The organism is Candidatus Aeolococcus gillhamiae (genome assembly GCF_016464765.1).
GTDB lineage: Bacteria > Chloroflexota > Dormibacteria > Aeolococcales > Aeolococcaceae > Aeolococcus > Aeolococcus gillhamiae.
Genome location: NZ_JAEKNS010000131.1, coordinates 16445 through 31699, shown reverse-complemented (window position 1 = coordinate 31699; position 15255 = coordinate 16445). Strand labels below are relative to the sequence as shown.

Genomic DNA, 15255 nt, shown 5'->3' with positions numbered 1-15255 from the left:
CCCACCGGACGGTACCATCGCGCGGCAATGACCGAGACGGCCGCGGCGCCGGGCCTGCTCGACGGCAGCTACGACCTGGTGCGTGCTGCCGAGGATCTCGCCGCGCGCCTGCCCCAACCGATGGCCCCGTTCGCGCGCATCGCCTACAACTACCTCTGGTCCTGGACGCCGGGGGGCCGCGAGCTCTTCGCCGCAATCGACCCCGTCCGCTGGGAGCGCGCCAACTGCAATCCCGTGCGCCTCCTGCTCGAGTCGTCGGCGGCCACGCTCGAGCGGGTCGCGTCCGACGCGCAGCTTATGGGCCAGGCCGACGCCGTCCTGGCGACCATCGAGGCCGACCGGGCCCGGCCGCCGATGCAGGGCCGGGCATCCGCGGCGCACCCGGTGGCCTTTCTTTGCGCAGAGTTCGCCGTGCACACGTCGCTGCCGATCTATGCCGGCGGGCTCGGCGTTCTCGCGGGCGACATCCTCAAGGAGGCCAGCGACCTGGCGGTCCCCATGGTCGCGGTGGGTCTCCTCTACCGCCAGGGCTACTTCATCCAGCGCATGGACCGCACCGGCTACCAGCACGAGTACTGGATGCCGCTCGACCCGGATCGTGTTCCTGCCGCTCTTGTCCGTAACTCTGCGGCTGAGCCGCTGACGGTCAGCGTGCCGCTGCGCGGCAGGCAGCTCGTGGTGCAGGTGTGGCGCGTCCAGGTGGGACGCGTCCCGCTCTTCCTGCTCGACGCCGACCGCCCCGAGAACTCCCGGATCGATCGCTGGATCACCGCGCGGCTGTACGAAAGCGACCGTGGCATCAGGCTCGCGCAGTACGCGCTGCTCGGCATCGGGTCGATGCGCGTGCTCGACGCCATGGGGATGGACCCCGCGATCGTGCACCTCAACGAGGGCCACGCCGCCCTGGCGCCGCTGGAGCTCGCCCGGCGCGACATCGCCGCCGGAGCCGACCGGTACACGGCCTTCGCGGCAGCGCGTGAGCGCACCGTCTTCACCACGCACACGCCGGTGGCGGCCGGCAACGAGGGCTACGACGTCGCCGAGATCGCTGAGGTCATGGGTGACTTCCCGGGCGAGATCGGCATGGATTTCGACAGCTTTCTCCAGCTGGGGCGCACGCGCCCAGAGAACCTCCATGAGCCGTTCGTGATGACCCCGCTCGGGATCAAGATGAGCCGCGCCGCCAACGGTGTGAGCCGCCGCCACGGCGAGGTGGCGCGGCAGATGTGGCAGCCACTGTTCCCGGAGCGGCCGGTCGACACCGTGCCGATCGGGCACGTCACCAACGGAGTCCACCTGACCACCTGGATGGTAGCGCCGATGCGCGCCCTGCTCGACCGCCACCTCGAGCCCGGCTGGGTGACCCGCGCCGCCGATCCGCAGACGTGGGCGCCCGTCGACAACATCCCCGACGAGGAGCTCTGGGCGCTTCGCTGCCGGCTGCGCGGCGAGTTCGTCGAGTACGTGCGCGATCGCAGCGTCGCCACGCGGCTGGCGCGCAGCGAGGAGCGCGAGATGGTGGCCGCCGCCGAACGCGGCTTCAGCGCCGACTCGCTGACCATTGGCTTCGCGCGCCGCCTGGCCACCTACAAGCGCCTCTACCTGATCACCCTGGAGCCGCACCGGGTGGCGCAGCTGATCTCCAACCTGGAGCGGCCGATGCAGCTCATCCTCGCCGGCAAGGCGCACCCCAACGACGAGGAGGGGAAGCGCTCGGCGCAGGGGGTGTTCACGTTCAAAGAGCTCGCCCACGCGGCTGAGAGAGTGGCATTTCTGGACAATTACGACCTCGGTATCGCGTCCCAGCTGGTGGCGGGGTGCGATCTCTGGGTCAACCTTCCCCGGCCGCCGCTCGAGGCGAGCGGCACCAGCGGCATGAAGTCGGTGCTCAACGGGGGGCTCAACCTCTCGGTCCTCGACGGCTGGTGGACGGAGGCCTATGACGGCGCCAATGGCTGGGCCATCTCCGGCGACGCGGTGTACGACAACCACGTGCAGGACTCGCGCGACGCGGCCGCGCTGTACGACCTGCTCGAGCACGAGGTGGCGCCGCTCTTCTACACGCGTGGCAGTGACGGCGTCCCGCACGACTGGGTTCGCCGCATCAAGCGCTCCCTGCGCACCAACGGCCCGCGCTTCACGGCGACGCGGATGGTGCACGACTACATCGACAGCGCCTACCTGCTGGCCAGCGCCGCCGCCGAGTAGCCGCCGGACGCAACCGGTGACACGCCTAGAATCGCGGCGGTGGAGTACTCGGAGAGCATCCTCGACCTGGTTGGCAACACGCCCCTGGTGCGGCTGCGCGCTCTGACCCGGGGAGTCGCTGCCACCGTGCTCGCCAAGCTCGAGCAGCTCAACCCCGGAGGCAGCGTCAAGGATCGCATCGCCTTGGGGATGGTCGAGGAGGCCGAGCGCAGCGGGCAGCTCCGCCCGGGGGGCACCATCGTCGAGCCCACCTCGGGAAACACCGGCCACGGCCTGGCCATGGTGGCAGCGATCAAGGGCTACAAGATGATCTTCGTCATGCCCGACAAGATGTCGGCGGAGAAGATCAGCCTGCTCAAGGCGTATGGCGCCGACGTGGTGGTCTGCCCCACCAACGTGGACCGCGACTCACCGCAGTCGTACTACTCGGTTGCAGACCGCCTGTCGCGCGAGATCCCCGGCGCCTTCCAGCCCAACCAGTACTTCAACGCCAAGAACCCGGAGGCGCACTACCAGACCACCGGTCCCGAGCTGTGGCGCCAGACCGAGGGACGGATCAGCGTCTTCGTCGCCGGGGTGGGCACCGGCGGGACGATCAGCGGCACCGGCCGCTTCCTCAAGGAGCAGAACCCGGCGATCCAGGTGGTCGGAGCGGATCCTGAGGGATCGATCTTCTCCGGACCGATCGCCCCCTACAAGATCGAGGGCGTCGGCGAGGACTTCTGGCCGGGAACGTTCGACCCGGCCATCGTCGACCGCATCATCCAGGTCACGGACCGCGAGGCGTTTGTGGCCGCGCGACGGCTGGCGCGTGAGGAGGGGATCCTGGTGGGCGGGTCGGCGGGCATGGCGCTGCACGCGGCGCTGGTGGTGGCCGCAGACACAGATCCGGACGGCGTCATCGTGGTGCTCCTTCCCGACACCGGGCGCAACTACCTGAGCAAGTACTTCTCCGATGAGTGGATGCGCCAGAACGGATTCCTCGATCGCCTCGGCCCCGCGCGGGTGCGCGAGGTCCTCGCCTCGCACGCCGCCGACGGAAGGGTGCCGTCGCTCGTCGCCGTGCAGGCCGGCAAGTCGGTGGGTGAGGCCATCGACCTGATGCAGCTCTACAACATCTCCCAGCTGCCGGTCGTCGACGGCGGCGATGGCGACACCACAGTGGTCGGGAGCATCGCCGAACGCACCCTGCTCGACCGCGTCTACCGTGACCCTGCAGTGGTGACCGCCTCGGTGTCCGCGGCCATGGATCCTCCGTTCACGTCGGTGGCTGCCGACGCGCCCCTGGACGAGGCCTTTGCGCCACTCCTCTCCGGCGAGGCCGCGGTGACCATCATCGACGCCGATCGCCCGGTGGGGGTGATCACCCGCGCCGACCTTCTCGAGTACGTCGCCCACCACCGCTGAGATGAACATGCGACGACCGGGATTCGCGACCCGGGCCATCCACGTGGGCCAGGGGCCTGACCCCGCCACCGGCGCTGTCGTGCAGCCGATCCACCTCGCGACCACGTTCGCGCAGGAGGGCATCGGACGCCACGGCGGCTACGAGTACGCGCGCAGCAACAATCCCACGCGCGAGCAGCTGGAGACCTGCCTGGCGTCGCTGGAAAGCGGTCGTCATGGCCTCGCGTTCGCGTCGGGCCTGGCGGCGACAACCACCGCCCTGCTGCTGCTCGATCCCGGCGACCACGTGGTGTACATGGAGGACGCGTACGGCGGCACGTATCGGTTGTTCGACAAGGTGATGCGTCGCTACGGGGTCTCGTTCACGGCCGTCGACGCCACCGTGCCCGGCGCGATCGAGGCCGCCATCACCGACCGCACCCGGCTGGTCTGGATCGAAAGCCCCACCAACCCGTTGCTGCGCATCGTCGACATCGCCGCCGCGGCGGAGGAGGCGCACCGCCACGGGGTCCACCTGGCCGTCGACAGCACCTTCGCGAGCCCGTACATCCAGCGCCCGCTGGAGCTCGGCGCCGACATCGTCATGCACAGCTCCACCAAGTACCTCGGCGGTCACAGCGACGTGCTCGGTGGCTGCCTGGTCACCGGCGATGACGACCTCGCGCAGCGGCTGCGCTTCCACCAGAACGCCGCCGGCGGGGTGCCCTCGCCGTTCGACTGCTGGCTGCTCCTCCGGGGCCTGAAGACGCTGGCGCTGCGGGTCCAGCGTCATAGCGACAACGCGCTCGCGGTGGCGCGGTACCTGGAGGCCCACCCGGCGGTGCGGGCAGTCCATCATCCCGGGCTGGCGTCACATCCGCAGCACGAGGTGGCCGCGCGCCAGATGGGCGGCGTCTTCGGCGGCATGGTGTCGTTCGAGCTCGCTGACGAGGCCGCCGCGGTGCGCGTGCTCGAAGCGCTGCGCCTGTTCACCCTGGCCGAATCCCTCGGCGCGGTGGAGTCCCTCGCCGAGCACCCCGGATTGATGACCCACGTCTCCGTGCCCGTCGACGAGCGCCATCGCATCGGGCTCGGGGACAGCCTGCTCCGTCTCTCGGTGGGGATCGAGGACCTCGACGATCTCCTCGCCGATCTCAGCCAGGCGTTGCAACAGGCCGGTTGAGGCCCCGGCACGGGCGAGCGCCGGGACGATAGGCTAGGGCGGTGACTCCTGACGATCTTCTGCGCTCCGAGGCCGAGCAGCGCGTCAGCCTGATCTCCGGCCTGCACTACGACATCTGGCTCGACCTCACAGGCGAGCCCGCTCAACCGACCTTCCTGAGCACCTCCGAGGTGACCTTCTCCGCGCGCGACGGCTCCTCCACGTTCCTCAACCTGGACGCCGCCGGCGTTCAGGGGATCGTCCTCAACGGCCGTGATGTCGACGTCGCTGCCTTCGCCAAGAATCGCATCGCCCTGACGGGGCTGCAGTCGGAGAACACGCTGCGGGTGGTCGCTGACTGCCGGTACTCGCACACCGGCATGGGCCTGCACCGCGTCGTCGACCCGGCCGACGGCAACGTCTACCTGTACACCCAGTGCGAGCCGTTCGAGGCTCACCGCGTTTTCGCCTGCTTCGACCAGCCCGACCTCAAAGCGACCTTCACCCTGAGCGTCGCGGCGCCGTCGGAGTGGACGCTGGTCAGCAACGCCCCGGTGGACCGCGCCGAGGCGGCGGGCGCGTCGACCACGACGGTCTTCCGTGAGTCACCGGTGATGTCGACCTACCTAGTGGCCATCGTCGCCGGACCCTACGCGCGGGTGACCGATTCGCACGAGGGTGTGGAGCTCAACCTGTACTGCCGCCAGTCACTCCGCCGCTATCTCGACGACGCGGAGATCTTCGAGATCACCAAGCAGGGGCTGACCCACTTCGCCAGCCGATTCAAGATGTCGTACCCGTTCGGGTCCAAGTACGACCAGCTCTTCGTCCCCGAGTTCAACGCCGGCGCGATGGAGAACGTCGCCTGTGTCACGTTCAACGAGGAGAGCACGATCTACCGCGGGCCGGTGCCGGCGACGGTCCTGGCCTGGCGGGCCGGGACGATCCTCCACGAGATGGCGCACATGTGGTTCGGCGACCTGGTGACCATGCGCTGGTGGGACGACCTCTGGCTGAACGAGAGCTTCGCGACGTACATGGGCAACGACGCCCAGGCGGAGGCAACCAAGTACACCAGCGCGTGGGTCGACTTTGCCAACGGCGACAAGTCGTGGGCCGCCCTGCAGGACCAACTGCCCACCACCCATCCGATCGCCGCCGACGTCCCCGACGTCAGCACAGGTCGTCTCAACTTCGACGGCATCAGCTACGCGAAAGGAGCGTCCGTGCTCCGCCAGCTGGTGGCATGGGTTGGAGAGGACGCCTTCTTCGGCGGGGTGCGCGACTACTTCGCCGAGCATCAGTGGGCCAACGCATCCCTCAAGGATTTCCTCGCCCCGCTCGAACGCCACTCCGGGCGTGACCTGGCCGCCTGGAGCCGCGAATGGCTCCAGACCGCGGGCATGAACGTTCTGCAGGCGGAGGTCGTCACCACCAGTGACGGCATGATCGAGAGCTGCACCATCGTGCAGTCCGCCGCCAACCCGAAGTTCCCGACGCTGCGTTCACATCGCGTCGGGGTCGGTCTCTACGACCTCGACGACGACGGCCGCCTCGTGCGCACCGAACGGCTCGAGCTCGACGTCGCCGGTGAGCGCACCGAGCTCGAGGCGCTCCGCCGGCGCGCGCGGCCGGCGCTGCTGCTGCTCAACGACGGCGACCTGACGTTCGCCAAGATCCGGCTCGACGACGTGTCGACGCAGACCGTCATGGACCACCTCAGCGACCTCGACGACGCGCTGGCGCGGTCGCTGATCTGGGCGGCTGTGTGGGACATGACCCGCGACGGGGAGCTGCCGGCGAGCCGCTACATCGACTTGGTGGCACGCCACGCGCCCAACGAGCGAGTGCCGACCATCGTCGACGACATCCTCGGCCAGGCGGTTGGCGCCGTGGAGCTCTACAGCCACCCCAGCAACCGCCCCGCGCTGCGCGCGCGCCTGCACGACACGAGCAGTCGCATCCTGGAGGCGGCGTCGCCCGGCACGCCGCATCAGCTCACCGCGCTGCGCGTCACCGTGACCACGTCGGACACCGACGGACAGCTCGATGCCGCCGCCGGGCTGCTCGAGGGCAGCGAACTGCCCCCGGGCGTGGTCGTCGACCAGGACCTTCGCTGGTTCCTGATCCGCCGCCTGGCCGCCGCTGGGCGGGTCGACGAGGAGGTGATCAACGCCGAGTCCGCGCGCGACAAGACAGACGTCGGCCTGCGTAAGGCCGCCGCCGCGTGCGCCGCCCGCCCTGACGCCGCCGCCAAGGAGGCGGCCTGGGAGCGGCTCATCGACCCCGAGACCCCTCTGGCCACCCAGAAGGCGCTCATTCGCGGCCTCCAGGAGCGCGACCAGCAGGATCTTTTCGCGGACTTCCTCGACCGGTGGGTCGAGACGGTGCCCCGGTACTGGCGCGAGAGGAGCTCGGAGGAAGCTGAGTTCTTCACCGCAGGCATGTACCCGGTGTACCGGGTGGACGATGCCGTCGTGGCTGCCGCCGACCGGCTGCTGGAGGGTGGTGAGCTGAAGGAGTCGGGCCGGCGTCTCGTCGTGGAGAGCCGCGACCAGACCCTGCGCCTGCAGCGCGCCCAGGCTGCGGACCACGCATCGGAAGCCGAGGTGGGAGCCCGGACATAGTCCTTGCTGGGGGTGCCCGAGGGGGGAACGGAGTTCCCCTTCGCGCTGAGCGGTACGCTGGTGTGACATGACCTTCGACGCCTTCCTGCACCAGCTTCCCGACAGTGACCCGGCCGAGACCTCCGAGTGGCTGGAGTCGCTGGACACCCTGGTCGCCACCGAGGGGGTGTCGCGCGCGCGCTTCGTGATCGGCAAGCTCACTGAGCGTGCCCGCAGCCTAAACGTCGGCGTTCCGGCGATGGTTTCCACGCCCTATATCAACACCATCCCGCCCGAGGAGGAACCGTGGTTCCCCGGCGACGAGGAGATGGAACGGCGCATCCGGCGTATCGTCCGCTGGAACGCCGCGGTGATGGTGACCCGTGCCAACAAACGCAGCGACGGCATCGGCGGCCACCTCAGCACCTACGCCTCGTCGGCGTCCCTGTACGAGGTCGGGTTCAACCACTTCTTCCGTGGCAAGGACGACGGCCGCGCCGGTGACCAGATCTACTACCAGGGACACGCGGCGCCGGGCATGTACTCGCGCGCGTTTCTCGAGGGTCGCCTGACCGAGGAACACCTCGACAACTTCCGCCACGAGAGCGGCGGCAAGGGGCTCAGCTCGTACCCGCACCCGCGATTGATGCCCGACTTCTGGGAGTTCCCCACAGTCTCGATGGGGCTTGGCCCTCTCAACGCCATCTACCAGGCACGTTTCAACCGCTACCTGTACCAGCGCAAGATCGCCGACACCAGCGAGTCGCGCGTGTGGGCCTTCCTCGGCGACGGCGAGATGGACGAGCCGGAGTCGACGGCGGCGCTGTCGCTGGCCGCGCGCGAACAGCTCGACAACCTCATCTTCGTGGTCAGCTGCAATCTGCAGCGACTCGACGGTCCGGTTCGCGGCAACGGCAAGATTATCCAGGAGCTCGAGTCGGTGTTCCGCGGCGCCGGCTGGAACGTCGTCAAGGTCATCTGGGCGCGGGAGTGGGACCCGCTGCTGGCCCGCGACGTCGACGGCGTACTGGTCGACAAGATGAACAGCACCAACGACGGTCAGTTCCAGAAGTACTCGACGGAGACCGGCGCGTACGTCCGCGAGAACTTCTTCGGTCCCGACCCGCGCCTGCGCAAGCTGGTCGAGCATCTCAGTGACGACGACCTTCGCCATCTCCGCCGCGGCGGCCACGACTACCGCAAGCTGTACAGCGCCTTCCGGCTCGCGCTCGAGCAGAAGGGGGCGCCGACCGTGATCCTTGCGCACACCGTCAAGGGCTGGACGCTCGGCTCTTTGTTCGAGGGACGCAACGCCACCCACCAGATCAAGAAGATCGGTGACACCGAACTCAAGGCGTTCCGCGACAAGCTGCAGCTGCCCATCAGCGACAAGCAGCTCGACGAGGGCATCGCGCCGTACTACCACCCCGGTAGCCGGTCCGACGAGATCGATTACCTGATGAGCCGCCGCCTGGCGTTGGGAGGAACGCTGCCCAAGCGCGTGGTGCGCGAGCGTCGCCTCACCATCCCCACGGATTCGGTGTGGTCCGAGGCGATCAAGGGCAGCGGAGGACGAGCGGCGTCCACCACCGCGGCGTTCGGCGCCATCCTGCGCAGCCTCCTCCGCGATCCCGAGGTGGGTAGCCGCGTTGTGCCGATCATCCCGGACGAGGCGCGCACCTTCGGCATGGACGCGCTCTTCCGCGAGGTGAAGATCTACGCGCCGTTCGGGCAGCGCTACGAGCCAGTGGACGCCGGCATGGTGCTGAGCTACCAGGAGGCTCGCGACGGCCAGCTGCTCGAGGAAGGCATCACCGAAGCAGGCGCGATGGGCACGTTCACCGCGGCGGGCACCGCGTACGCGACCCACGGGGAGCCGATGATCCCCTTCTACATCTACTACTCGATGTTTGGCTACCAGCGTGTCGGCGACCTGGTCTGGGCCTTCGGAGACGCACGCGGCCGCGGCTTCATGCTCGGCGGAACAGCGGGGCGCACCACGCTCAACGGCGAGGGCCTGCAGCACCAGGACGGGCATTCGCCGCTGCTCTTCTCGGTCGTGCCCAACTGCGAGGTGTACGACCCGGCGTACGCGTTCGAGGTGGCCGTGATCATCCGCGAAGGTATGCGTCGCATGTACGAGCGCGGCGAGGATGTCTTCTACTACCTCACCCTGTACAACGAGAACTACCCGATGCCGCCGATGCCCGAGGGCGTCGAGGAAGGCGTCCTGCGCGGTCTCTACCGGTTCCAGGCGGCTCCCGAGGAGCGGCCACACACCATCCAGCTCTTCGCCAGCGGCACCGCGATGCAGGCGGCGCTGGAGGCGCAGCGCCTGCTCCTCGAGCACGACGTGGCTGCCGACATCTGGAGCGTGCCCAGCTACCTCGCCCTGCGCAACGACGCCCTCGCCGTCGAGCGCTGGAACCGGCTGCATCCGGAGGGCCCCCACCGCACGTCGTATCTCGACGAGCAGCTCCGCGGCCTGCCGGGGCCGGTGATCGCCGTGAGTGACTACCAAAAGACGGTCGCGGAGCAGGTGGCCCGGTTCGTCCCGCAGCGGTTCATCCCGCTGGGCACTGACGGCTACGGGCGCAGCGACACGCGAGCCGCGCTGCGCAGCCACTTCGAGGTGGACGCACCGCACATCACCGTCGCCGCGCTCGACGCCCTGGCGGACGAGGAGCGCGTGCCTCGCCATGTGGTCACCGCGGCGCTCGAGCAGTATCAGATCAGGACCGAGGGCCTCGAACCGCGGCTGCTGTGACGGTGTCGAGAGGCAGGATCTCACGGGGCACGTGCCGGATACCCGCCGGTCCCGGCACGGACTCGTACAGCACCGCGTGAGCCGCCGTGAATGCCGGGGTGGTCGGCTCCTCGTCCACGAGTCGCGCCCACGGCTCACGCGCGTTAGCCGGCCACAGCTTGCGTGGGCGTCCGAGCGTGCAGTGGGCGCGATAGGGACGCCGCTCGACCGGAAAGCCGGCAACGTGCAGCGCCGCACTGCACGCCCGTGCGCATTCCTTCAACGCATCCTCCTCACCGTCGACCCCGCACCAGAGGACCCGCGGACGCGCCATCGACGGAAAGACACCCAGTCCGCACAGGCGGAGCGTCATCGGCGGCAGCACGGCGACCGCGGGCCGCAGCACGCCGAGCGCGCGACCGCCGTCAGACGCACTGATGGCCCCGAAGAAGTGCAGCGTGATGTGCGGGCTTTCGGCCGGTGTCCAGCGCACGGCCGCGACCTCGGTGACGAGGCGTTCGCGAAGGGCCTGGAACGCCGCCAGCGCCGGGGGCTGCACCGGGATGGCGAGGAACGCTCTCACGGGGTCGGTGTCGGGCTCGGCGTCGCCGTGACGCCCGGTGACGCTGTCCCCGCCGCCGCGGCGCAGGGATCGTCACCGACATTGGCGATGTAAATGTGGATCTGGCCGGCCGAACAGACCTGGGCCAGCGATTCGAAGATGGCAGCGGCGAACCATCGCGGACGCTCCTTGACGGTGTACGGCGTCGGCGCGTTGACGATGATGTGGCGCAGCGTCAGGGTGGTGGCCGTCGACGCATCGAGCCCGACGACGTCGTAGCCCTGGGCGTCGTGCACGGGCGGGTCGGTGTGCTGTCCCTGCTTCAGGGCCATGACGGCCGCGGCATAGGTGGGGTCGTCGCCCTGGACCTGGCTGCGCGGGACTGCGCCGAGAGTGCCTCCGTTCGGCGCCGTCGTGCTGTCATCGGAGTACTGCATGGCCAGGGCTGCAAAAGCCGAACCGCTCGCCAGCTTCTGCTCGATCTCCACCGCACGCTGCCTTGCGAACACGTCCTCCAGTTTCTGCTCGTTGAGCGAGGAGCGGATCTCATCGCGCAGCTGCACGAGTGACCCACCGATGGAGGCGAGCTGGGCCTGCAGCTGGCTCTGGCCGCCGGCAGTCTGCGCGTCGGCGTCCACCTGAGCCTGGACCTCCGCGTCCGTCGCGGCCACCCCCGCTGCTGCCGCCTCCTGGGCGATGACGGTGTCGATGAGCATGCTGCGCAGCACGGACGCGCGCACCTGCGCCGTCATCGCGGCGTTGTTCGAAGGGCCGCCCGCCTGGCCCACCGCCGTTAGAGTGCTCCGGAGGCGCACCGCGAAGGCGTCGGCAGTGATGGCGGTGGTTCCGACCCGCGCGATGACCTGCGGTGCGGACGTTGACGATGACGACGAGGGACCGCTGCCACATGCCGCGGACAGCAGAGCGGCTGCAAGGACGATGGGACGACGCACGTGCCTCAGTCTAGTCAGCGCCACTCGTCGCGCGGCTCTGCGGCGTTGCGGCGGGCAGGAAGCGCGCGCGAAAGCCGGGTGTCGCCGCCACCGCGACGGCCACCACACCCACCACGATCGCGCCGATCCCGATGGCGTTGAACAGGCCAAAGACGTGACCTGCCCCCGCATACATGACCGTGCCGAGTGGTTGCAGGCCTGCGAAGAGCATCGCGTAGATGCCCAGCAGACGTCCGCGCAGGGCGGGATCGGCGTCAGTCTGCAGCAGCGTCGTCATCGAGGTGTTCATCGCCAGGAACGAGAAGCTGATGCCCACCAGGGCCACCATGGTGATCGGCAGCGCCGCGGAGTGTGCGACGATGAACAGGCTCACGGCGTAGACAGCGCCGCCGACGGTGAGCAGCTGACGCCGCCGTGAGGTGTCGCCGACGGTGGCGATGACAATGCCACCAACCACGCCGCCGATGCCGCCGATCGAGTAGAGCAGGCCAAGCACCGCGGCGCCACCGTGCAGCTGAGTTCGTGCCAGGACCGGCAGATACGGCATGTAGGAGACGCCGAAGAACGCCAGCGCGGCGCACACGATCACGATGCCGCGCACCAGAGGGTCCCGCCGCACCGTGCGGACGCCTTCGAAGAGCTCGCCGACGGCCGTGGCGCCGGCGGCGCGGGGTAGGGGCGGGACATCGGGGATGACAGTGAGCAGCACGGCCAGCGGCGCGATGTACGCGAGGGACAGCACCGCGAAGCAGGCGCCGGGACCGGCCGTGGCGATGAGCAGCCCGGCCAGCGACGGCCCGATGATGCGGGTCGCGCTCATGGCGGTGGAGCTGAGCGCCACCGCGTTGACGATCAGGTCGCGCTTCACCAGGTCGGCGACCATCGCCTGGCGCGTCGGCAGGTCGACGGAGTCGGCCGAGCCGTACACCACGGCGACCGCGACGATCGACCAAAAGCCGGCGTGCCCGGTCAGGGCCAGGACGGCGAGTACGCCTGAGCTGATCCCCAGGACCGACTGTGTGACCAGCAGGATGCGCCGCCGCGGCAGTCGGTCAGCGAGCAGCCCGCCGGCGAGCGAGAGGAACACCGCGGGCACACCGTCGGCAGCCGCGACCGCGGCCACGGCGGCGGTGCTGTGGGTGAGGTCGAAGACGAGGAATCCCAGCGCGACCACTTGCATCCAGGTGCCCAGCAGGGTCGGCCACTGCGCGATCCAGTACCACCGGAATGCAGGCACTGCCAGCGAGGGCGGCGGCCAGCGGCGCAGCGGCGGCCCGGCCACCGGCAGCGGCCCGACCGCCGGCGTGGCCACGGTCACGAAAGGTTGCTGATCGCCGTCCGGCCGGCGCTCTTCCATCAGCCCATCATTGCCCGTCGCTGGTAGGGTCGGGAGGCGTGAGCACCGGCCTCGTCATCTTCCTCGCCGCCCTCCAGGGGGCCACCGAGCTCTTCCCGGTGTCCTCGCTCGGGCACGCGGTGGTGGTACCGGCGCTCTTCAACCTCGGTGTTGACCCGGCGGCGAAGAGCTTTGTGCCGTTCCTCGCCCTCCTCCATCTCGGCACCGGCGGGGCCCTCCTGATCCTGTATCGCGAGCAGTGGTGGCGCATCATCCGCGGCTTCGTCGCGGCAGCGGTTCGGGGGCGCATCGAGACCACCGACGAGCGCCTCGCGTACCATCTCGTGGTCGGCACCATCCCCGCAGGGGTGATCGGCTTCCTCCTCGAGACCCCGCTCAAGTCCCTGTTCGCGCATCCGCGCACGGCCGCGATCTTCCTGATCGTCAACGGCGTCATCCTGGCCGCGGCCGAGGTGCTGCGCCGGCGCGACGAGCGACGCCGCGGAGGCCGCGACCGCGCCGGCCGCGAGCAGCGCTTCGGCACGGTCGAGGAGCTCAGCTACCTGCGGGCCGGGCTGGTGGGAGTCTTCCAGGCGGGTGCTCTGCTACCTGGGATCTCGCGCTCGGGGGTGACCATGGCGGGAGGCCTGGTGGCGGGACTGCGGCACACCGAGGCCGTGCGCTTCGCCTTCCTCCTGGCCACGCCGGTCATCCTTGCGGCAGGGCTTCTCGAGGTGCCCCAGCTGGGTGGCAGCGGGGCTCCGCTGGGGCTCTACACCGTGGGCGCGGTGGTGGCGGGAGTGATCGCCTACGCCAGCGCGCGACTGCTGGTCAGGTACTTCGAGATCGGGCGGCTGGACCCCTTCGCGGGCTACTGTGCAGCCCTGGGTGTGGTCGGCTTGATCATCCTTCGCTGAATCACCACGGGAGTCTCATGAACACACGCAGCCCGATGCTCGCCATCCTCCTCGCCCTGGTGGGCGTGCTCTTCGTCGCGCTGGCCATCTTCTACGCCACCACAAAGACCGGCCTCCTTGCGAGCGATGCCACGGTCATCCACTACAAGCACGCCATCCTCTCCGCCGCGCTCGCCGTCCTCTGCTTCGTGGGCGCCAACTTCGCGAGGCGCCGCACCGGCTGACGGCTCAGATCACCGCATCCTCGCGCGTGCTGGCGCCACGCGCGAAGCGGTCGGGCCGGAATGGCGTCAGGTCGATCTCACTCTGCGCACCGGTGATCTCGGTGGCAAGGAGCCGCCCCACCGCCGGGGCCTGCATGAAGCCGTGACCGCTGAAGCCGCAGCAGAGCCAGAAGCCGGCCAGCTCGGACTCGCCGACGAGCGCCTGGTTGTCCGGTGAGACCTCGTACAGCCCCGCCCAACCGGTCTTGATGGCGGCGCGCTCCAGGGCCGGCAGGCGGTGGGTGGCGTGCTCGACGAGGTGCTCGAGGAAACCCCAGTCGACGGTGGTGTCGAACGACGAGGGCTCGGCGGGGTCGCTCATCCCGAGCAGGAGGCCGTCACCCTCAGTGTGCAGATAGAAGGAGGTCGCCACGTCAACGGTCATCGGAGGGTGAGGGTCCAGGGTGAACCTCTCGGTGAGGAACAGGTGGCGCCGGAACGGCTTCACAGGTACCTCGACCCCTGCCATCGCCCCCACCGTGGCGGCGTACGGACCGGCGCAGTTCACCACCAATGGGGTCGACACCCGCGTGCCCCCGGCGACGACGGCGACGACCCTGTCGCGGTCGCGCTCGATGGCCTCGACTGCCACGCCTTCGACAACGTGCGCACCATGCCTGCGCGCGGCGTTGACATAGCCGGAGGTGACCTCGTTGGGACCGGCGAGTCCGTCGCTCGGACAGAACGTTCCGCCCCGGACATCCTCAACGTTGAGCTGCGGCACGATCTCCGCCACCTGCTCACAGCTGAGCAGGCGCACGTCCTCCAACCCGACGGCGTGCTGCATCGCGACATTGCGGGCGAGCTGCTCCATCTGCTCGTCGCTGCTGGCGACGAACAGGTAGCCCACCAGGCGCAGGTCGGCGGTGGCGCCGACCTCGGCTTCGAAGTTCTCGAGGAGCTGCCTGCTGAGCATGCCGATGCGCACGTTGATCTCGGTGGCGAACTGCTGCCTCACCCCGCCGGCACCCCGCGCGGTGGAGCCGGAACCGAAGTCGCCACGCTCGAGGAGCAGCGGTTGCACGCCCGCGCGGGCGAGGTGATACGCGAGGCTGCAGCCGACGACCCCGCCGCCGATGATCACGCACTCGGCGCTCGGCGGCAGAGCGGCCATCG

Annotated in this window: 11 protein-coding genes; 7 read left to right on the top strand and 4 right to left on the bottom strand. The window is 69.4% G+C overall.

All coding sequences use genetic code 11. The features are described 5' to 3' along the window. Window positions 1–27 precede the first annotated feature (27 nt). The 5 genes from glgP to aceE all read left to right on the top strand — a co-directional run bounded on the left by glgP (window position 28) and on the right by aceE (window position 10129). Entirely contained in the window at window positions 28–2208 is a 2181-nt protein-coding gene (gene glgP, locus JF886_RS12845) for an alpha-glucan family phosphorylase (RefSeq protein ID WP_337313072.1), read from the top strand. A gap of 39 nt (window positions 2209–2247) precedes the next feature. Next, window positions 2248–3615: a cystathionine beta-synthase gene (locus JF886_RS12840; RefSeq protein WP_337313070.1), complete on the top strand. Its 1368-nt coding sequence runs from the start codon at window positions 2248–2250 to the stop codon at window positions 3613–3615. 1 nt (window position 3616) lies between these two features. After that, window positions 3617–4777: a cystathionine gamma-synthase gene (locus JF886_RS12835; protein ID WP_502711430.1), complete on the top strand. Its 1161-nt coding sequence runs from the start codon at window positions 3617–3619 to the stop codon at window positions 4775–4777. Between the two features lie 41 nt (window positions 4778–4818). Continuing rightward, window positions 4819–7383: an aminopeptidase N gene (gene pepN / locus JF886_RS12830; RefSeq protein ID WP_337313067.1), complete on the top strand. Its 2565-nt coding sequence runs from the start codon at window positions 4819–4821 to the stop codon at window positions 7381–7383. A 67-nt stretch (window positions 7384–7450) separates the two neighbouring features. Beyond that, window positions 7451–10129 (top strand): pyruvate dehydrogenase (acetyl-transferring), homodimeric type, encoded by a 2679-nt coding sequence (gene aceE, locus JF886_RS12825; protein ID WP_337313066.1) that lies wholly within the window; start codon window positions 7451–7453, stop codon window positions 10127–10129. Here the strand turns inward: aceE and thpR are convergent. The 3 genes from thpR to JF886_RS12810 are packed head-to-tail and all read right to left on the bottom strand — an operon-like array spanning window position 10095 to window position 12980. After that, on the bottom strand, window positions 10095–10691 hold the full coding sequence (thpR, locus tag JF886_RS12820) for an RNA 2',3'-cyclic phosphodiesterase (RefSeq protein ID WP_337313063.1): 597 nt from the start codon (window positions 10689–10691) through the stop codon (window positions 10095–10097). The two genes, aceE and thpR, sit on opposite strands and share 35 nt — an antisense overlap. Beyond that, window positions 10688–11623 carry a peptidylprolyl isomerase gene (locus tag JF886_RS12815; RefSeq protein ID WP_337313062.1) on the bottom strand — a complete coding sequence of 312 codons (936 nt, stop codon included), beginning with the start codon at window positions 11621–11623 and terminating at the stop codon, window positions 10688–10690. The genes thpR and JF886_RS12815 overlap by 4 nt, the downstream gene beginning before the upstream one ends. Before the next feature lie 10 nt (window positions 11624–11633). Continuing rightward, entirely contained in the window at window positions 11634–12980 is a 1347-nt protein-coding gene (locus JF886_RS12810; protein ID WP_337313060.1) for an MFS transporter, read from the bottom strand. Between the two features lie 38 nt (window positions 12981–13018). Here JF886_RS12810 and JF886_RS12805 point away from each other — a divergent pair, with 38 nt between their 5' ends. Together JF886_RS12805 and JF886_RS12800 are read left to right on the top strand one after the other, a co-directional pair. Beyond that, entirely contained in the window at window positions 13019–13876 is an 858-nt protein-coding gene (locus JF886_RS12805) for an undecaprenyl-diphosphate phosphatase (RefSeq protein WP_337313058.1), read from the top strand. Window positions 13877–13893: 17 nt separating this feature from the next. Continuing rightward, on the top strand, window positions 13894–14100 hold the full coding sequence (locus tag JF886_RS12800; protein WP_337313056.1) for a hypothetical protein: 207 nt from the start codon (window positions 13894–13896) through the stop codon (window positions 14098–14100). Window positions 14101–14104: 4 nt separating this feature from the next. On the opposite strand, the gene JF886_RS12795 is transcribed toward JF886_RS12800, so the two are convergent. After that, window positions 14105–15253: an NAD(P)/FAD-dependent oxidoreductase gene (locus JF886_RS12795; RefSeq protein WP_337313054.1), complete on the bottom strand. Its 1149-nt coding sequence runs from the start codon at window positions 15251–15253 to the stop codon at window positions 14105–14107. Between the last annotated feature and the right edge of the window lie 2 nt (window positions 15254–15255).